This is a genomic window from Bacteroidetes bacterium SB0662_bin_6 (assembly GCA_009839485.1).
Classification (GTDB): domain Bacteria; phylum Bacteroidota; class Rhodothermia; order Rhodothermales; family VXPQ01; genus VXPQ01.
In genome coordinates this window covers 236,633-256,877 of the sequence record VXPQ01000032.1, presented here as the reverse complement: position 1 = coordinate 256,877, position 20,245 = coordinate 236,633, and the positions used below count along the sequence as shown (strand labels likewise).

General features: G+C 59.9%; 12 protein-coding genes and 1 pseudogene. 8 read left to right on the top strand and 5 right to left on the bottom strand.

What is annotated here, in order from left to right; translation table 11 throughout:
• The first annotated feature begins 69 nt into the window (after positions 1–69).
• From F4Y00_05925 to pgl, 3 genes and pseudogenes are all read left to right on the top strand, one after another.
• Positions 70–981: a hypothetical protein gene (locus F4Y00_05925; GenBank protein ID MYE04491.1), complete on the top strand. Its 912-nt coding sequence runs from the start codon at positions 70–72 to the stop codon at positions 979–981.
• Between the two features lie 135 nt (positions 982–1,116).
• Positions 1,117–2,748 (top strand): annotated as a pseudogene (gene zwf / locus F4Y00_05920) (glucose-6-phosphate dehydrogenase).
• Positions 2,543–3,253 (top strand): 6-phosphogluconolactonase, encoded by a 711-nt coding sequence (gene pgl, locus F4Y00_05915; GenBank protein MYE04490.1) that lies wholly within the window; start codon positions 2,543–2,545, stop codon positions 3,251–3,253. Before zwf ends, pgl begins: the two are co-directional and overlap by 206 nt.
• Positions 3,254–3,280: 27 nt before the next feature.
• Here the strand turns inward: pgl and F4Y00_05910 are convergent, their stop codons facing one another.
• From F4Y00_05910 to F4Y00_05900, 3 genes are all read right to left on the bottom strand, one after another.
• The gene (locus F4Y00_05910) at positions 3,281–5,341 is read right to left on the bottom strand and encodes an NAD(+) synthase (GenBank protein ID MYE04489.1); all 2,061 of its coding nucleotides are present in this window, start codon (positions 5,339–5,341) and stop codon (positions 3,281–3,283) included.
• 106 nt (positions 5,342–5,447) lie between these two features.
• The gene (locus F4Y00_05905) at positions 5,448–6,488 is read right to left on the bottom strand and encodes a mannonate dehydratase (protein ID MYE04488.1); all 1,041 of its coding nucleotides are present in this window, start codon (positions 6,486–6,488) and stop codon (positions 5,448–5,450) included.
• Positions 6,489–6,531: 43 nt separating this feature from the next.
• A complete protein-coding gene (locus F4Y00_05900; protein MYE04487.1) occupies positions 6,532–6,813 on the bottom strand; it encodes a DUF493 domain-containing protein in 282 nt (93 codons plus the stop codon).
• Between the two features lie 392 nt (positions 6,814–7,205).
• Here F4Y00_05900 and F4Y00_05895 point away from each other — a divergent pair, with 392 nt between their 5' ends.
• From F4Y00_05895 to F4Y00_05875, 5 genes are all read left to right on the top strand, one after another.
• Positions 7,206–9,392, top strand: coding sequence for an AAA domain-containing protein (locus F4Y00_05895; GenBank protein MYE04486.1), 2,187 nt, complete (start codon positions 7,206–7,208; stop codon positions 9,390–9,392).
• An 87-nt stretch (positions 9,393–9,479) separates the two neighbouring features.
• Positions 9,480–9,998, top strand: a complete 519-nt coding sequence (locus F4Y00_05890) for a GNAT family N-acetyltransferase (protein MYE04485.1) — start codon at positions 9,480–9,482, stop codon at positions 9,996–9,998.
• A gap of 143 nt (positions 9,999–10,141) precedes the next feature.
• Positions 10,142–11,491 carry a Gfo/Idh/MocA family oxidoreductase gene (locus F4Y00_05885; GenBank protein MYE04484.1) on the top strand — a complete coding sequence of 450 codons (1,350 nt, stop codon included), beginning with the start codon at positions 10,142–10,144 and terminating at the stop codon, positions 11,489–11,491.
• A gap of 543 nt (positions 11,492–12,034) precedes the next feature.
• Positions 12,035–15,637 carry a chromosome segregation protein SMC gene (smc, locus tag F4Y00_05880; GenBank protein ID MYE04483.1) on the top strand — a complete coding sequence of 1,201 codons (3,603 nt, stop codon included), beginning with the start codon at positions 12,035–12,037 and terminating at the stop codon, positions 15,635–15,637.
• A 75-nt stretch (positions 15,638–15,712) separates the two neighbouring features.
• The gene (locus F4Y00_05875) at positions 15,713–16,750 is read left to right on the top strand and encodes a DMT family transporter (GenBank protein MYE04482.1); all 1,038 of its coding nucleotides are present in this window, start codon (positions 15,713–15,715) and stop codon (positions 16,748–16,750) included.
• 22 nt (positions 16,751–16,772) lie between these two features.
• Here F4Y00_05875 and F4Y00_05870 read toward each other — a convergent pair whose 3' ends face one another.
• Together F4Y00_05870 and uvrA are read right to left on the bottom strand one after the other, a co-directional pair.
• Entirely contained in the window at positions 16,773–17,165 is a 393-nt protein-coding gene (locus F4Y00_05870; protein MYE04481.1) for a hypothetical protein, read from the bottom strand.
• Positions 17,166–17,189: 24 nt separating this feature from the next.
• Entirely contained in the window at positions 17,190–20,129 is a 2,940-nt protein-coding gene (gene uvrA, locus F4Y00_05865) for an excinuclease ABC subunit UvrA (protein ID MYE04480.1), read from the bottom strand.
• Positions 20,130–20,245 lie beyond the last annotated feature (116 nt).

Below are 20,245 nucleotides of genomic sequence, written 5' to 3'. Positions count from 1 at the left end.
GTTTCCGCACCCGGATCGTTTCCTCTGAAACCCGGGATCGAATCCCTGCCGACCTTTCCTTTTGCCCCGATGCCGCTGGCGCCCCGTTCGATTCTTGCCTGTATCCTTCCGGCTTTCCTGCTGGCCGCTTGCAGCAAGTCTAAGGAAGAACTTCCGACCGAGCCGGAAATACAGCAAACGGTGTATACCATAGGCGGCGATCGCCCCGCCACGCTGAAGCTGCCTATGGGATACGATTCCATGGGTTCGCTTCCCGTCGTGATCAGCCTGCACGGCTACTCGGGCAATCCCGCGGGCCATGATGCGTACTGGGGCCTTTCCGAGCGGGTCGATGTCGACAACTTTGCACTGATCCTGCCTGCCGGCACGCGTGATCTCAGCGGTGTACGCTTCTGGAACGCCACGGACTTCTGCTGCGATTTCTTCGAGTCGGGGGTGGATGACGTGGCCTATCTATCCGATCTGATCGAAGAGACGGGTGAGTACATCCAAGTGGACCGCATCTTTTCGGTTGGACATTCCAACGGCGGATTTATGTCCTACCGCCTTGCCTGCGAAGGTCTTCCGGGTCTGACCGCGATCGCCCCGCTTGCGGGCACCTCGTTTTTGGATCCGACCCGTTGCGAGTCGGCGCCGCCGGTTTCCGTACTGCACATCCACGGCACCGACGACGACATCATTCTCTATGCAGGAACTACCGACGGCACCGGGTACGCCGGCGCGGAGGATGTGGTGGAGCGCTGGGCCGAACGCGCGGGATGCGATCTGTCCAGTGCCGAAGAACTTCCCCCCATCGATATCGACAATGCCCACGACGGCGCGGAAACCGGCCGCATCCGCTATCGCGAGGGCTGCCAGGACGGTATTACGGTCGAACTCTGGAAGATCAACGAGGGCTCGCACGGTCCCTGGCTTACCTCGGATTATGCGGAGCGCCTGATCGACTGGCTGCTGAACGAATCCCGGACGAAGGTGTCGTAAGGGGGTGTATCTATTTGTCTTACCTTATAGTCCGTCACATACAGTACCCCGTTAACCTGCGAATTCCGTAACATGCGGGGAATATACCGGCCTTACCTGCCAGAGGCCGGGATGCCCGTTCATGTCGTTCTGGTCATGTCCCGCTCCTTCCAGCCTCATCTTTTCATTATTCTCGGCGCCAGCGGCGATCTGACGTCGCGCAAGCTGGTGCCCGCCCTGTTCCATCTCATGGAGCGGCATGACGAACTGCGTTGTTGCCACATTCTCGGCGTGGCCCGGTCCGATTTGTCCGACGCAGCCTTCCGGGACAGTGTCCGCGAAGCACTGCACGAGCGGTATCCGGAGGGCTCCGATCTTGCTGCCTGGTGCGATGATCATGTGTTCTATCAGTCGTTGGGGGGCAGCGGAAATGGCTACGATGGGCTTGCCCGTCGGATCGCCTCTATCGAAAAGGAATGCGATCTGCCCGGCAACCGGGTTTTCTACCTTGCTCTTCCCCCAAAGACATTCCCCGGAACCATCGAAGCCCTCGGACAGGCCAATCTCCACAAGACAGCGGGCTGGGCGCGGCTCGTCATTGAAAAGCCGTTCGGGCATGATCTGACGTCGGCCCATGCGTTGAACGACCTCGTACACCGGTATTTCTCCGAATCTCAGATATTTCGCATCGACCACTATCTCGGAAAGGAAACCGTACAGAACCTGCTGGTCTTCCGGTTCGGCAATGCGCTTTTCGAGAGCGTATGGCACCGGGGGCAGATCGAACGGGTCGATATCCAGGTGCATGAATCTCTGGGCGTGGAAACGCGCGCAGGGTATTACGACCAGTCGGGGGCGTTGCGGGACATGGTGCAGAACCATATTACGCAGTTGCTCTCGCTGGTTGCAATGGAGGCGCCCGCCCGGTTCGATGCCGACTCCATCCGGCAGGAAAAAATCAAGGTGCTGGAATCCATTGTTCCGCTCCGCCCCGAGGATGTGCTGCTGGGCCAGTATGCCGCCGGCGAAGTGAATGGCAAGCCTGTAAGGGCATACCACGAGGAAAAAGGGGTGCCGGAAGGGTCTACCACCGAAACGTTCGTCCGCCTGCGCGTGGAGATCGCCAACTGGCGCTGGCGAGGCGTGCCGTTCATCCTCGAAACCGGCAAGCGCATGCCCGAAAAGCGCACCCGCATAGCGATCCGGTTTCAGCCGGCCCCGGTCTCGCTTTTCCGGCCCTACGAGGATACCTGCAACGTCCGCCCCAACATCCTCGAAATCACCTTGCAACCGGATGAAGGCTTCAACCTGCACTTTGACGTGAAACAGCCTCGCATGCCGCTCCGGCTGACCCCCAGAAGGCTCCACTTCCGCTACGACGAGGTGTTCGGCGATCTCCCGGAAGCCTACGAAACGCTGCTCGGCGATGTGATCCAGGGGGACCAGACCCTGTTTGTGCATGCCGACGAAGTGATCAACTCATGGCGGCTCTACACGCCGGTTCTTGAAGCCGGCTTGCCGGTGCATCCGTACGCGCCCGGATCGTCGGGCCCGAATTCCGCTTCGTAAGGCGCGGCCTTCCATGAAACGACGGCTGGAAACGTACGAACACCTCGATGCGCTGAGTCATGCGGCCTTGCGCATGATTCGCGCGAAGGCGCGTGCGGGCGCGCCGTGCAGTATCTGCCTTTCCGGCGGATCGACGCCGGAGCGTCTTTTTTCGTTGCTCGGCGGTGCGGAAGGGCGTTCGCTGCCATGGCCCGACATCCGATTGTTCTGGGCCGATGAGCGATTTGTACCGGAAGATCATCCCGGCAATAATTTCCGGGCGGCCCGGCGCCTGTTGGTTGACCGCGTACCGATTTCGGAGGCAAACGTGCATCCGGTAAACACTTCACTGGATACGCCCGAAGCCGCTGCGGACGACTACGAAGCCATCCTTCGCGAATGCTTCGACCCTGTCCAGGGCAAGACGTTCGATGTGGCGCTGCTCGGCATCGGAGAGGATGGACACACGGCTTCGCTGTTTCCGGGATATACACCGGCACAGGACCGCTGGGCCGTGGCGGTAGAGGGGCCTGCCTACAGGCCGCCGAGGGAACGGATCACGCTCACTCCCGCCGTGCTCAATCAGGCGGAAACGGTGGTGTTTATGGTTGCAGGGGCAGCCAAGCGGGAAACGCTTCGGCGCATTCTTGACAACGATCCGGCTCTGCCCGCCTCGCATATCTGCGGGCTTCAGGAGACGGTGATTCTTGCGGATGCCACGGCGGCTCCACATTCGCCGGCGTGATCCGATCCTTATTATATATCGGGCCGGCTATTTATCAGGCACGTCCCGCTGGAGCGCCTCGATCCATACCTCGGCTTCCGAATCGCTCGGCGCCCGCCAGTCGCCGCGCGGAGAAAGTGAACCGCCGGACCCCACCTTCGGCCCGTTGGGCATGGCCGAACGCTTGAACTGGCTGATTTTGAAGAAGCGGTACAGGAATACGCCCAGCCAGTGCTTGATCTCAGTAAGGGTGTACGTGCGTGCCGCCAATCCCTCCGCTTCCGCATCCTCATGATGTTCCGGGGCGCTGCCCCAGGCATGATGGCTCAGGAACGCGACCTTTGCAGGCCGGAAACCGTACCGCGTGACGTAATACAAATTGAAATCCTGCAAATCGAACGGCCCCACAACCTCCTCCGTGCGCTGGTGCGGCTCGTCGGCATTCCCGTTCTCTTGCGGAACGAGTTCCGGGGAAATTTCTGTATCCAGCACGGATTGCAGCACACCGGCGACGGGTTCATCAAATGCGCCGGATCCTATCGTCCAGCGGATGAGATGCTGGACCAGAGTCTTGGGAACGGACGCATTGACGTTGTAATGCGACATGTGGTCGCCGACGCCGTATGTGGTCCATCCCAGCGCCAGTTCGCTCAGGTCGCCGGTGCCCAGCACAAGGCCATTGTGCAGGTTGGCCAGCCGGAAAAGATGAGATGTGCGGGCTCCTGCCTGCACGTTTTCGAACGTTACGTCGTACACCGGCTCATCGTTGGCAAACGGATGGCCGATGTCGCGAAACGTCTGCATGGCGGCGGGCCGGATGTCGATCTCTCCCGCAGTAACTCCCAGTGCGTGCATGAGCGACCGCGCATTCGCCAGCGTCCGGTCGCTCGTGGCGAACCCGGGCATCGTATAGGCCAGAATGTGCTCTCTGGGGCGTCCCAGATTGTCCATGGCCCGGGCCGCCACAAGCAGCGCCTGCGTCGAATCGAGTCCTCCCGATACCCCGATGACAATGCGTTCGATGCCGGTGCTCTGCAACCGCTGCATCAGGCCATGCACCTGAATGTTACAGGCTTCCTGACAGCGCTCGTCCAGCGTGGCCGGATCGCTTGGTACGTACGGAAACCGTTCTACCACGCGCCGCAGCGGGATATCTCCTTTCGGAATCCTGAAATCGAAGGGGATGCGCCGGATTGCCCGCACCCGATCCCGGTGATCGCCTGCCGCGTCGTGAAAACTGGTCAGGCGCATCCGGTTTTGCGCCAGCAATTCGAGATCCACATCCGCCAGCATCATCTGCCCTTCCGGCGAAAACCGCTCCGTTTCCGCGAGCAGCCGCCCGTTTTCCCAGATCATGCCGTGCCCGTCCCAGGCCAGATCCGTCGTGGATTCGCCCGGCCCCGCTCCCGCGTAGAGGTACGTGGCAACGCACTTGCCCGATTGCATTGCGCACAGCCCGCGCCGGTATTCCGCCTTGCCGATAGTGCTGTTGCTTGCGGAGAGGTTCACCAGCACGCAAGCTCCGCCCAGCGCCGCATACGTACTCGGAGGAATAGGCACCCACAGGTCCTCGCACAATTCCACATGGAGCGTAAAATGCTCCAGGCAGGGCGTCTCGAAAATCAGGTCGCTTCCGAACGGAACGGCGGCGTTCCGGAATGGGACCTCGCTCCGCAGCGCGGAAGCGGCGCGCGTAAACTGCCGCTTTTCGTAGAACTCGGCGTAGTTCGGCAGGTAACTCTTCGGGACGATACCCAGCACCTCTCCCCGGTAGATCACTACTGCACAGTTGAATAGCGCGGCGTCGAAGCGCAGGGGCGCGCCGACCACGAGCACCGGGGTCAGGTCGCGCGAAGCATCCGCCACGCGGGATACGGCTTCCCCCGCGCTGTCGAGAAGGGCATCCTGGTGGAACAGGTCATCGTTGGCGTACGCCGACAATCCGAGTTCGGGGAACACGGTTACCGCCGCCGACATCGCGGAAGCCTGCTGGGCAAGCCGGATCGTTTGCTCGGCATTATAGCCCGGATCGGCCACGCGCAAACGCGGCACGCACACAGCGGTCCGGATGAAGCCGTGCGAATAAATCGAGTGAAAGGGATGTCCCATGAACCTGCGTTATCGAGGTCTACTCGACTATAAAGATACGCGATACGCGCCTGCCGTGGAGCAGCCGGCCTGCAAACCCCGCTCAGAGCGCGTTTCCCGGCGTTCGTCAGGCTGCTCTGCGCACCGTAGCGTCCCACAGCCCGGCCATGTACGCAGCTCCCAGCGCGCGATCATACAAACCGTACCCTGCCAATCCTTCCTCTCCCCAGATCATGCGCCCGTGATCCGGTCGGGCCGGGCCGTCGAATCCGATTTCCAGCAGGGCCTCCATCACGGCCGCCATATCGACATCGCCATCGGGATGTACGCTTTCCTGGAAAGACCGATCTCCGAGATGAGTGACGTTGCGTGCATGCACAAAATGAATGCGCCCCGCCAGCGAACGAATCGTTTCCGGCAGCCGGGCGGCTTCGGCAGGATTTGCGCCCAGCGAACCGGTGCACAACGTCACGCCGTTCGCTTCGCTGTCTACCAGTTGCGTAACCCGTTTCAGTGCGTCGCCGCTCGTGATAATCCGCGGAAATCCCGCCACGGACCAGGGCGGATCGTCGGGGTGAATGGCAAGGCGCACACCGGCCCGCTCGGCTACAGGCACGATGCGCTCCAGGAAGTACGCCAGATTATCCCAAAGCTCCTCTTCCGAGCATTCGGCGTACGCGGCGCGCAACGCGGTGACTTCTTCGCCCGTATAGGCGGCATGCCACCCCGGGAGATCCTGCGTTCCCGCGGAAAAATCGATGGCTTCCATGTCCTTCTGATCGAACCGGAGCGCGGTCGATCCATCCGGTTGCGGCATCGCCAGATCCGTGCGCAGCCAGTCGAAAACCGGCATGAAATTGTAGCAGATGACCGGCACGCCTTCCGCAGCTACCGCTTCCACGCTTTGCCCGTACCGGGCGATCAATTCATCCCGATCCGGCCGGCCCAGTTTGATGTTTTCGTGTATGTTGATCGACTCTACCACCGAGAAACGCAGCCCCGCCGCCTCGATGGTCTCGCGCAGCGCCCGCACGTTTTCCCGCGGCCATGCCTCGCCCGGCGCGCAATCCTGCAGTGAGCTTACAATACCCGTCATGCGGGGAATTTGCCGGATGTACGCCGGGGATACCGGATCGCCCGGGCCATACCATCTGAACGTCAGTTGCATAGCGTATATGAAGAATGTTCGGGCTGCGCAGACCCTGCACGGATCAGAGCATCATTACCTGATCCACTTTTGCGGCCGCCTGATACAGGGCGACGATCTCATCGCTGGAATGCATTTCCATTTTCGCCGTCACGCTGAGATACCGTCCTTTGGACGAAGCCCGTACCGTAACCGGGTGCCGCCCGAAGATGTTCTTGAGCGCGTCCAGACTGTGGGCAGGCACAATGAACTTGAACAGATACTCGTCGGGAAAATCAATCTGGTCATCCAGAAGTTCCTGGAAATGACGCCACCAGGCATCTTCTTCCGCCGGTACGTTTTTCATGGCTTGTTCGCTTCCGGGCTGTCTGAAATTATTCGGAAAATTTGTCGTTCGGGCCTGACAGGCCGGGCGTCGCGATGTTGCCCTCCGAAACGTTTCGACGATGCCCATCACCGGTTCGCGATCTTTGCTATCTGGTACGAGATGCCGTATGCGGCCGTTCCTGACGCTCGCTCTGTACACATCTCCAATCAAACGTCCGGCGAACATGAAGACACGACCCGTTCCCCTTCGCATTCTGCCAAACTGTCATACTGTGGGCTTCCGGTACGCTTTTCGTAGGGACTGACTTCACCACGATGCGCGGGTGGTCCATACTCAAGGAGTACCCATTCCGGCTACAGGGTACAGTGCGCATCGAAACATGCATTTGTCGGTGAAAACCAGATATTCGAATGAATCCCCAACAGGAAAGCAATGGGCATCAGGCCCTCGAGCGCTTTGCCCGCGATCTCATCGAGCTGGCAAGGAAGGGCGGTATCGACCCCGTGATCGGGCGTGACGAGGAAATTCGGCGCGTCCTGCAGATTCTTTCCCGCCGGACCAAGAACAATCCTGTGCTGGTCGGGGAACCCGGGGTCGGGAAAACGGCGATTGCGGAAGGACTGGCCATTCGCATCGTACAGGGCGATGTGCCGGAAGGGCTCAAGGACAAGCGGTTGGTTGCGCTCGATATGGGCACGCTGATCGCGGGGGCCAAGTACCGCGGCGAATTCGAGGACCGGCTGAAAGCCGTCGTCAAGGAAGTCACCGAATCGGATGGACAGGTCATTCTGTTCGTCGACGAAATTCATACGCTGGTGGGCGCAGGGGCTGCGGAAGGCGCCATGGATGCCGCGAACATTCTGAAGCCCGCGCTCGCCCGCGGCGAGTTGCGCGCCATTGGGGCAACTACTCTGGACGAGTACCGCAAACACTTCGAAAAGGACAAGGCGCTGGAACGCCGCTTCCAGATGGTGCTGGTTGCGGAGCCGACCGTAGCCGATACCATTTCCATCCTGCGCGGCATCAAGGATCGCTACGAGGTGCATCACGGCGTCAGGATCCAGGATGCCGCCATCGTAGCGGCGGCCGAACTTAGCCACCGGTACATCTCCGATCGTTTTCTGCCCGACAAGGCTATTGATCTGATTGACGAATCGGCGGCCCGGCTTCGGATAGAGATCGATTCCATGCCGGAGGACCTGGATCAGATGGAACGGCAGATCCGACAACTGGAAATCGAACGGGAAGCCGTCAAGCGGGACGGCGCGCAAGGCAAACCCGAGCGAATTGACGAACAGATCGCCAGGCTCGAGAAAGACCGCAACGAACTCCGGGCGCGCTGGGAACAGGAAAAGAACGTTATCCGGACGATTCGGGATACCCGGGAGGATATGGATCGGCTTCGTATCCAGGCGGAAAACCTCGAGCGCAGCGGCGAGTACGGCCGCGTGGCGGAAATTCGTTACGGACAGATTCCGCAGGCCGAACAGAAAATCCGGGAAGCACAGGCTGAACTCGACGAAATCCAGGAGCGGGGCGCGCTGCTGAAAGAGGAAATCGATCCGGAAGACATCGCAGAGATCGTGTCGCGGTGGACCGGGATTCCGGTGGCGAAAATGCTCGCCGGCGAACGGGATAAACTGTTGCGGCTCGAGGAAATGCTGGAAGGCCGCGTGGTCGGACAGCCCGAAGCGCTTCGGGTCGTTTCGGACGCGGTGCGCCGGGGACGAACCGGATTACAGGAGGCGTCGCGTCCGATCGGGAGTTTTATTTTCCTGGGTTCCACCGGTACGGGCAAGACCGAACTTGCGAAAGCCCTCGCCGAGTTCCTGTTCAACGACGAGCACGCCATGGTCCGCATCGACATGAGCGAATACCAGGAACGACACACGGTCAGCCGTCTGGTGGGCGCCCCTCCGGGGTACGTCGGGTATGAAGAGGGGGGACAGCTTACCGAAGCGGTGCGCCGCCGGCCGTATTCCGTGATCCTGCTCGATGAAATCGAGAAGGCGCATCCCGAAGTGTTCAATGTATTGCTGCAGGTGCTCGATGACGGGCGTCTGACCGATAACAAGGGCCGCGTAGCCGATTTCCGTAATGCGATCGTCATCATGACGAGCAATATGGGTTCCGAGATCATACAGGAACGCATTGCAACTACCGAGATGTTCGATGATACGGTGCTTGCGACCATGAAGGAGGACATGAGAAACCTGCTCAGGCAACGGCTCAGACCGGAATTCCTTAACCGGATCGACGAAATCGTTCTGTTCCGTCCTCTTGGTCCAGAACAGATACGCCGCATCGTGGATATACAGTATGCCCGGATCGAGGCGCTCGCCCGGCAGAACCAGAACCTTTCACTCACGCTGTCCGACGCTGCGCGGGATCGGCTGGCCGAGCAGGGCTACGATCCGACGTTCGGCGCGCGTCCGCTGAAGCGCGTACTGCAACAGGAAATTTCGAATAAACTCGCGGAAGAAATTCTGGCCGGGCGCGTTGCAGACGGAGATCACATACGCATTGACGCGGCCCCGGACACGGCGGGATTGATCTTCGAAACCGTCGGCCATGCTACGGCTGAAGAAGTTTTTTAGATTGTCAGCTGCTCTGCGGCCGAACAGGGTTCTTTAAATTGCCGGTTGCGTTGCGACCAAACAGGGTTGGCATAGCCTCATACTGCCATGCATGAAACTATTCCCCGGAGATCCCTTCCGGGTTTTACCATCCGGTCCGCCAGTCAGGACGATGTGCCGCTCATCCATGCCTTCATCCTGGGGCTGGCCAGATTCGAGCGGCTTGAGCACGAATGCCTGGCCACGGAAGAAGCGCTCCAGGACACCTTGTTCGGACTCCGTCCGTATGCCGAAGTGCTTATCGGTGAATTCGAGGGTACCCCAGTAGGCTTTGCGCTTTTCTTTCACAATTATTCCACCTTTCTGGCGAAGCCCGGCATTTATCTGGAAGATATCTACGTGGATCCTACTTGGCGCGGACGCGGCTTTGGCACGGCGTTTCTCACGCAGGTGGCCGATCTGGCGGTCGCCCGGGGATGCGGACGCCTTGAATGGTCCGTCCTGGACTGGAACGAAAACGCCATCCGGTTTTATGAGCGGCACGGCGCCGTATTGATGAGCGAATGGACGACCATGCGTGTGACGGGGGAAGCGCTCACTGCCCTGTCCGGCGGCACGGATGCCTGACACATGCAGGGCGTTACGGATGCCTGACGTGTGCTATCGCCTGTGTACGAATGCACGATATCCGCTTTTCTTTTGCTGCATAAAAAATTCGTATATATTACCTTCCTGATTAGAATGCCCCTGCCCACAGATTCCGAAAAGCAATGATCAGCAGAAATCGACGCGACTTTTTGAAGACCGGCGCGCTCCTCGCCGGAGGGCTTGCTCTGCCCAGCATTGTTCCGGCGTCCGCCCTCGGACGTGCCGGCCGGCCGGCTCCCAGTGATCGCATTACGCTCGGATTCATCGGTACGGGCAATATGGGGACCGGGCATTTGAGACAATTCCTTGAGAATGACCAGGTGCAGATTGCGGGCGTCTGCGACGTGAACCGGGCGAGCTACGGGTACTGGAACGGCGGCTACGCGGGCAGGGAACCCGCACAGCAGTTGGTGAATTTTTCCCACAGCAAGCAGATACGCTCCGGGAAATACTCCCCCTGTGAAGGGTATGAAGATTTTCGCGAATTGCTGGCCCGTGACGATATCGATGCGGTGGTGATTTCCACGCCGGATCACTGGCACGCCATTCCGGTTATCGCCGCCGCCCGCGCCGGCAAGCACATTTACGGGGAGAAACCGCTCTCGCTTACCGTCAAGGAAGGGCGGGCCATGAGCGATGCCGTCAAGGAAGCAGGGGTGGTGTTCCAGACCGGTAGCCAGCAGCGCTCCAGCGAGCGTTTTCGTCATGCCTGCGAGCTCGTGCTGAACGGGCGGATCGGCACATTGCGCACGGTACGATGCGGCCTCCCGCCGGGGCAGCCGGACTTCGGCCAAACCGGTGATCGGAAAGAGCCCGAGCCGGTGCCCGAAGGCTTCAATTATGACTTGTGGCTTGGCCCCGCTCCGGAAGCGGAATACAGCCCTGCCCGATGCCATGTGAATTTCCGCTGGATCTTTGATTACTCCGGCGGGCAGGTGACGGACTGGGGCGGGCATCATCCCGACATCGCGCAATGGGGCATGGGAACGGCCCGGACCGGCCCGATAGCCATCCGCAATGCCAGGGGGACCTTCCCGGAGAATGATTTGTGGAATACCGCCACCGACTTTTACTTCGAGGCCGAATACGCCAATGGGGTGACCATGGTCGTCACCAGCGACGAGCAGAGAGGCGTTCGTTTCGAAGGAGACGACGGCTGGATATTCGTGTCTCGCGGGGGCCACGAGGTGTCCGATCCGGCCATCTGGAGCACCATACTGAGCGATCAGGATACCCGCCTTTACCATAGCGACAATCATCGCCAGGACTTCATCGACAGCGTGATCACCGGCACCGAACCGGTGGCGCCGATCGAGGAGGCGCACCGCTCGATTACCGTGGCCCACCTCGGCAATATCTCCATGCTGTTGGGCCGTGATCTGAGATGGGATCCGGACCGGGAAGTGGTGCTCGACGACGCCTCGGCCAACGAGATGCTCGGGCGACCCATGCGCGAGCCCTGGACACTCTGATGCGCTAAAAAGAAAGGAGGGCCAGGCATGTCGGGGCTCCAGTCCGTATGCAAGGCCCTCCTCCGTGGCACACACCATCGGCGGAGGTAGGACCGAAGGGTGTGTTTTCGTGCACAGCCGCCCATGTTTCGCCGGCGGGTTACGTGCACAGCTTCATTTCAAGCAAATTCCCTGCCACATACATTTCCTACGGCAGGATGGTTGTGCAGGTTACGTTGCGTCCACCCTTTCTTCAGCGATACCCGTTGTGTCCGGCCGCATATCGTTCCGGAGATAACGGCCCGGATCGTGCATGGTGTACACTGTGAGATATACATTGTGCAATAACGGATTATACGATGATTTATTCCGGACATTTTCTTTTTTTCAGGTGGAGCGGCTTATTTTTGCACAATCGTGCGTAAAAGGCCTATAGCACTTGCAAAACGGTTTTAGAACCGTTTTATTGTTCGATGGATGTGCTCGTGACATGACGCGGACTGTATGGGCGTCCCTGTCCGGGTTCTTTTTTCCTGATCCGTCTTTGCAGATTGCGCTGCTGATATGTATCTGAGCAAACTCGAATTGCATGGCTTCAAAAGCTTTGCGGATCGTACCGTGTTGCATTTCGATGCGGGGATTACGGCCATCGTAGGTCCTAACGGATGTGGCAAGTCGAATATTGTGGACGCCGTGCGTTGGGTGATTGGCGAGCAGCGAACCCGCATTCTCCGTTCCGACAAGATGGAGAATGTAATTTTCAACGGGGCGTCGAAGCGCAAGCCGCTGGGCATGTCCGAAGTGCTTCTGACGATCGAAAACAACCGGGATATCCTTCCTGCCCGGTACGATGAGGTGCAACTGGGGCGCCGCCTCTACCGATCCGGCGATTCCGAGTATGCCATGAACGGCGTAACGTGTCGTCTTCGGGACATTATGGATCTTTTCATGGACACCGGTATGGGCGCCGGTGCGTATTCGGTCATCGAGCTGAAGATGATCGATGAGATTCTGTCCGAAAACACCGATGACCGCCGGCGTTTGTTCGAGGAAGCCGCTGGCATCACGAAATACAAGGTGCGGCGGCGGCAAACGCTCGGAAGACTGGACGCGACCCGGAAAGACCTCGAGCGCATTCGGGACCTTACGGACGAAATAGCCAAACAGGTTCGGAGCCTCAAGCGGCAGGCGGGGCAAGCGGAGCGCTACAAGAAGGCCCGGAACCGCCTCCGTGAGCTTGAACTGGCGCTCGCCGGCATCGAATATGCGCGCCTGGCCGAGGAACAGAGCAAGCTCAGTAATGAAACGACGGGTCTGAACGAGCAAACCACGCATGCAACCAAACAGGAAACCGATCAGGCGGATGCGCTGAACGCGCTCCGTGAAAAGCTCCTTGCCTGCGAGAAGCGCCTTGATGCGGAACGCGCCGACCTGTATGGATACATCGACAAGCGACGCGAGCTGGAAACGGAGCGACGTCTTGCGGAAGGGCGGTTGGAGTCCGCGCACGACGAACGGCAACGCATGCAGGAAGAGCAGGAAACCGCTGCAATGCGCCGCGTGGACATGACGCAGGAAATTGCAGAGGTGGAAAAAGCGTTGAAGGAAGCCGAGCCCGCCCTGCACGAGGCGGAGAAACGGCTCACTGCTGCGGAGCGCGGGCGCGACACGCGCCGAGCCGCCAGCGAGGAAAAACAACAGGCATTGCTGCAGCTTCGTGCAGAGGAACGTGCGCACGAGGAAGAACATGCCTCGCAACGCCGCCAACTCGACAAGATAGTCGGCCAGCGGGATCTGGTGCAGAAGAATATGGCGAATGCGGAAACGGAAAGGTGCGAGGCGGAGGCCTCGCTTGCCGAGCTGCGTGCGCTTGCAGCCGATACGGAAACGTTGAGGTCGCGGGCAGCGGCTGCTGTCGACCAGACCCGGATTGCTTTTGAACAGGCGGCAAGGGAGGAGGCGCATATCCGGGAATGTCTTGACGAAGCCCTCGACCGGTTGCACCGACTCGAACGTGAGCGGGAAGCGCTTGAGGCATCGGCCAGATTGCTGGAAAGCATGCTTACGTCCTACGAGGATTGCTCGGGGGCCGTACAGTACCTGGCCACCTCGGAATGGTCGGGCGGAGACCTGAACACGGTGGCCGACCTGTTTGCATGCAAGGATGCGGATCGCGTGGCCCTTGCCGCTGCGCTGGGTCCTTTCGCCGGATGCATTGTCGTGGATTCCGACCACGAAGCCCGGGCGGCGATCGAACAATTGCGCCGCAACGGCCAGGGCCGAGCCACATTCATTGTGCTGGACCGGATACCGGATACGATGGCGTCGGAAAGTCCCCGTCCCGAGCAGGCTGCATCGCTGGAGGAATGCGTACGCATTGCTGACCGGAAAGGCGATTCCGGCAAGTACGCCCGGCTTGTTCGGTTGCTGCTGCACGATGCGTACGTCGTCGACACGCTCGATGAGGCGGAACGACTCGCTTCCCGGGCTGCCCGTGGTGTGCGAGTCTTTGCACGCACCGGCGAATGGGTGGATGCGCAAGGGGTTCTGCACGCGGGCAGCAAGGAGGAAGGCGACACGTTGGCGTCGGGACGTCTTGAGCGCCGGGAACAACTGGAAACCACGCGCCGCCGTTTGCGGGCCATTCGAAGCGATATCGAGGCCGCAGAAGGAACCATCGATAAGCACCGTACTGAAATGGCCGCCATTTCCTGCGAAGCATGCCGCGAACGCCTGGCCGAAGCCGAGCGGGATCTTGCAAAGGCGGAGCGGGAAGCTACGCAGGCCGTGTTTAATCTGGAAGCGGCCGAACACCGGCAGGAAGCACTTACGAACAAATTCGAAGAGGCGCAGGCATTTCTCGAAGAGACAGGCCGCGAGAGCAAGCGCCTCAGCGAGGATCTTGCACAAGCTGCCGGAAATCTGAACGGAGTCCAATCGCGGCTTGTCGAAGCGGAAACGGCATTCCAGGCTGCGGAAACCGAAAGCCGCGTGGCGGCAGGGGTATATAACGACGCGAGTCTTGATGCGCTCAAGGCGCGCAACCGGTACGAGAACTTGCGGCGAGACCTCGATCGCGCGCGCGGGCGTCTTCAGGAACTGCATGACCGTACGAAAGCACGCGCCCTCCGCATCGATGAACTGGATCGGAAACTGCAACAGGCCGGCAGTCGATTGGAAGAACTGGCGACCGAGTGGCCCGGCATGGAAGAACAGAAAGCCGTACTGCAGGAGGCGGTGAACCGTTCGGAAGGCGATCTGCAGGCTATCCGGAAGGATATGGGTACCCTCGAAGGTGCATTGCAGGGATTACGGGATCGCCGCGAGCAGTTGATACATCAGGAGCACCAGCGTGAACTGCGGCTTACCGAAATCCGCACCCGCACGGAGGCGCTGGTCGATCAGGTTTTTGTAGATTTTGCGGTGTCGCTGCCGGAAGCAGTGGCAGAGGCGTCTATCCTGGCGCCGGAAGGCTTTGAGGAAGAGGCTGCCCGGGAGGAAGTGAGCGCATTGCGTCTCCGCATCCAGGCCATGGGAAGCGTCAACGAACTTGCGCTTGAAACCTGGGAAGAGGAAAAGAAACGGCTCGAATTCCTGACGCAGCAACAGCAGGATCTCGAAGAAGCCGAAAAGACGCTGCTCGAAACGATCGACGAGATCAATGCGACCGCATCGGAGAGGTTTCTGAAAACGTTCGAAGGGATCCGCCACCATTTCCGGCAAACGTTTCAGGATCTGTTCGGGGAAGAGGCGGTTGCCGATCTGGTGCTGGAAGACCCGGCGCATCCGCTCGAAACGCCCATCCGCATCCGGGCCCGTCCCGGGGGTAAAACGTCGTCAACCACCTCGCTGCTTTCCGGAGGCGAGAAGGCGCTTACAGCGATCGCACTCCTGTTTGGCATTTACCTTGTCAAGCCGAGTCCCTTCTGTATCCTCGATGAGGTGGATGCTCCCCTCGACGATAAGAACGTTCAGCGTTTCATGCGCATGATCCGGCGGTTTGCAGAACACACGCAATTCGTTCTCGTTACACACAACAAGTTAACGATGGAGGCGGCGGATCGACTGTACGGCGTCACCATGCAAGAACCCGGCGTTTCCCGTATCGTTGGCGTGCAATTCGACGAAGCTGTCAGAATCGTCGAACGCGCGTCTCGGGCTGCATAGCATATCCCGACAGGCCCTAAATGTCCGGTCGTTTGCCTATTTTTGCGGAGCGATCCGTGAAGCAGCACTTCCCGAATGAACCCGGACGAACACAAGCAACCTGACCTCGACGGAAATGGGGAGGCCGCCTGGCCCCACCATGTCCTGTTGCTGATTTTCGTCATCCTTTGGGGAGGCAATTTCGTGCTCGCCGAAGTAGCCCTTCGCGAGATGTCCCCTATCGGGTTTTCCGTTTCCCGATTTCTTCTCGGGGGCGCCGCCATGATCACCATGCTGTACTTTCAGCTCTTTTTTGGAGCCGGGGGAGCGGAAAGAGGCGCCCGCCTTTTCCCCCGGGTGCATAAAAAAGATTGGCCGCGTTTGCTTGTCGTTGCCGTTCTGGGCGCCACGCTTGCTCCCTGGCTGGGTATCGAAGGACTTGGACTTACCCACGGCGCCCGGGCTTCCTTGTGGCTGGCGCTGGGCCCGGTGCTCAGTTGCGCGCTGGGATATGTGCTGGGCACGGAACGCATCGGACGCCTCGGATACGTCGGCATTGTGCTGGCTGCGCTCGGTACGTTCGCGCTGGCCTTCGACGGTTTTCGCTCTGACAAGGGATATTGGTTCGGCGATCTGCTCCTCGTGCTGGCGCTGCTCATGGCGGTCGCCGAACTGCATTTCATCAAGCCCCTGGCGGCTCGCTATGGCGCCACGGCCATGGTAACGGCCCGCACAGCCATTGGGGGCATGGTCTACCTTGTCATCGCGCTGCCTGCCCTCGTAGGCGAAACCTGGTTGCAACTCGGCGCTTGGACCTGGATAGCCATTATTTTCGGGGGCGCTGTCGGGGTCGGTATCGGTCAGTGGGCCAAGGTGCGCGCCCTGAAAAAACTGGGACCGACCCGGGTGGTGCTCTACGGAAACCTTGTCCCCCTTGCCGCACTCTGGCTTGCCTGGGCAACCATCCGGACGCAACCGTCCGCGCTGGAGATCCTGTCCGGACTGTTTATCGTCCTGGGTGCGATCTGCATTCAGGTGCTGGATGTGCGCGGCCGGAACGGGAACGGAAAGAAAGACAGAACCGGGCTCTCCGATCTTCTAAGAAACGTGGCCGTGCGGTCCGGGGACACCTGAGCCATCTTTGCCGCCTGTCCTGTCAGGAGGCGCCGGGTATTTTCACGACCAGTTCGTCCGGCAAGTCGTTTCGTTGTGCTTCCGGATTGACGAGGGGCCCGGTAAGCGGCATATGAAACCCGGTCAGGAACGGCGCCATCGTCGAAAAGAAGAATTCCTGCTGGAACTCGTAAAAATCCGCGTCGAATCCGGCGTACTCTCCGGTGTGTCCTTCTACATCGAGGTAGAACACGCGCGGCCAGTCGGGGAAATCCCCCTGCGCTTTTTTCAGGTAGTCGAAAACGGCTGCCGCCGCCTGCTCGAAGCTGTCTTCCGCACGCACGATGTGGCGGATGGCGACCGTATTGTCGAACTGCATCCAGATGCCTTCAGTGTCCGGTTTACGATAGGCAGGTATGAAAGGCGGTTCCGGCATCGGTACGGATAAGGGGTTCTTTTTTCAGGCAGGAGAAGGGAGGGGAAAGGCAAGTTCTTCTTCTCCCCCTTCGTCGGAAGTCAGGGCGTCCAGGTCAAGGCTCCGGTCATTTTCTTCCTCGAGCGTTCCGTCGAATCGTTTCAACTCCTCCCGCAGATATCCTGCGGTAGCGGTATGTGTCCGGGCGAGATCTTCCGGGGCGCCCGAAAACAGAATATGCCCGCCTTGCGTCCCGCCGACCGGCCCCATGTCCACGATCCAGTCCGCCACTTTGACCACATCCATATTGTGTTCGATGATCAGCACGGTATTGCCTTTTCGCACCAGCGCATCGAGCACCATCAGCAGATGCCGGATGTCTTCGAAATGAAGCCCCGTCGTCGGTTCGTCGAGAATGTACAGGGTACGTCCGGTGCCCGGTCTCGAAAGCTCCCGGGCCAGTTTGACCCGCTGCGCCTCGCCGCCGGATAATGTCGTGGAGGGTTGTCCGAGCCGGATATATCCCAGCCCCACCGAATCGAGCGTACGAAGTTTCCGTTCTATGCGCGGGATGTGTTCGAAGAACGCCAGCGCCTCGGACACCGTCATATCCAGCGCGTCCGCAATGTTCTTTCCCTTGTAGCGTACTTCCAGCGTCTCCGTGTTGTAGCGGCGGCCCTTGCACGTGTCACATTCCACATACACGTCGGGCAGGAAATTCATCTCCAGCTTGACGATGCCGGCTCCCTTGCATGTCTCGCACCGTCCCCCTTTCGTATTGAAGGAAAATCTGCCTTTTCCGTATCCGCGGATTTTCGATTCCGGAAGCTGGGCGAACAAATCCCGGATCGAGGTGAACAGGTTCGTATAGGTGGCGGGATTCGATCGGGGAGTTCTTCCGATCGGGCTCTGATCGATATCGATGACCTTGTCAATGTGCTCTGTCCCTTCCAGGGATTCGAAAGGCAGCGGCGTCGTTCTGGCGCCGTGAAGCCGTTGGGCCAACAGGGGATACAGCGTCTGGTTGACCAGACTGGACTTACCGGACCCTGAGACGCCCGTAACGCATACGAAGGCGCCCAGCGGAAATGCGAAGGGGTCGCCTTTGAGGTTGTGGCCGGTAGCGCCCTTGAGTGCGAGACGCTTTTCCGAGCCGTTGCGGCGGTGTTTCGGTACATGGATGCGCCGCACCCCCTGCAGGTATGCCGCCGTAAGGCTTGTATGCCCATTGATTTCGACCGGTAACGCATCGGGGGTCGTAGCCCCCATGACATGGCCGCCGTGCTCTCCGGCGCCGGGCCCGAGGTCCACCACGAAATCGGCAGACTCGATCATCTCCCTGTCGTGTTCGACGACGAGCACCGAATTGCCGAGATCGCGCAATTGCCGCAGGGAGTCGATCAGTCTGGCATGGTCGCTCGGATGCAGGCCGATGGATGGCTCATCCAGTACGTACAACACGCCGGTCAGGCGCGTACCAATCTGGGTCGCCAGACGAATGCGCTGGCTTTCCCCGCCGGACAGCGTGCGCGCCGCGCGATCCAGACTGAGATACCCCACTCCGACGGAGATCAGAAAATCGAGGCGTTCCCTGATTTCCTTGACGATCGGGCGGGCAATGATTTGCTGGCGGTCGGAGAACGATACCTCGTCGAAAAACGTGCGCAGCCCGACCAGATCCATCCGGACCAGATCGGCGATGTTGCAGGTTCCGATCCGGTACGACAGGCTTTCTTTCTTCAACCGGCCGCCCGCGCAGTCGCCGCACGCCATCTGCCGCATGAACGATTCGGCCCATTTGCGTTGGGTGTTCGACGAGGTGTTGTCGTATGTGTGCCGGATGTATCCGTAGATGCCGTCAAAGCGGTGCCGGTAGCATACTTCCCTGTCCTTGTAGGTATACACGATGTCGAATTTCTCCTCTTCCGCGCCCAGGAGCAGGGTTTGCCGCTGCGTTTCCGTCAGGTCCCCGACAGGTGTGTCGAACCCGAAATCCCGGGCGGAAGCCACCGCCCGCAACTGGTTGAATATCCAGATGTCGCGCGGTTTGCCCAGCGGGGCGAGTCCGCCTTCGGCAATGGTGCGGGACGGATCCGGAATAACCAGCTTCGGATCGATTTCCCGTCGATTGCCGAGCCCGTTGCATTCGGGGCACGCTCCATAGGGCGTGTTGAAGGAAAACATGTTCGGCGAGGCGTCCTCGTAGTAGAGCCCGTCTTCCGGACTGAAGAGGTGACGGCTCATCAGATGATCGCCTGTTCTCGGCCCGTTCATCGCCTGCACGATCAGCGTTCCGCCGCCCATGCCCAGCGCGGTCTCCGCCGACCGGGCGACCCGGGAGCGAATACCCTCCTTGATCACGATGCGGTCCACCACGACCTCGATATCGTGCGTTTTGTACCGGTCTACTCTCATGCCCGGTTCGATTTCCTGCGTTTCCCCGTCGATGCGTACGCGCTGGAAGCCCTGCTTTCTCATCTGTTCGAAGAGCTCCCGGTAGTGCCCCTTGCGGGCCCGCACGACAGGCGCCAGCAGCATCATGCGGGTTCCTTCGGGGAAGGACGCAATCTCGTCGATGATTTCGTCATCGGACTGCTTTCGCATCGGTGCGCCGGAGATGTACGAATACGGCGTACCGGCCCGTGCAAAAAGCAGACGGATGAAATCGTATATCTCCGTGACCGTACCCACCGTCGACCGGGGATTGCGGCTGACCGTTCTCTGATCGATGGCGATCACGGGAGAGAGGCCGTCGATGAAATCGACATCGGGCCGTTCCATCATGCCCAGAAATTGCCGGGCATAGGCGCTCAGGCTTTCCATGTAGCGGCGCCGTCCTTCGGCATAGATCGTGTCGAAGGCGAGGCTCGATTTGCCTGAACCGGACAGGCCGGTTATGACCACAAGTTGCTCCCTCGGAATATCGATGTCGATATTCTGAAGATTGTGGGCGCGTGCGCCGCGAATCGTGATCCGGTCGTCCATGGGAGTTTGTCGAAATACCGTCCCTGTCCAGTCCGGACGCCGCATGCGGTACCCATCGCGGCTTCCGTAGGGTATCCTTAAAAGAAAACGAATCCTAAGGACATGCGCCGGAAAAA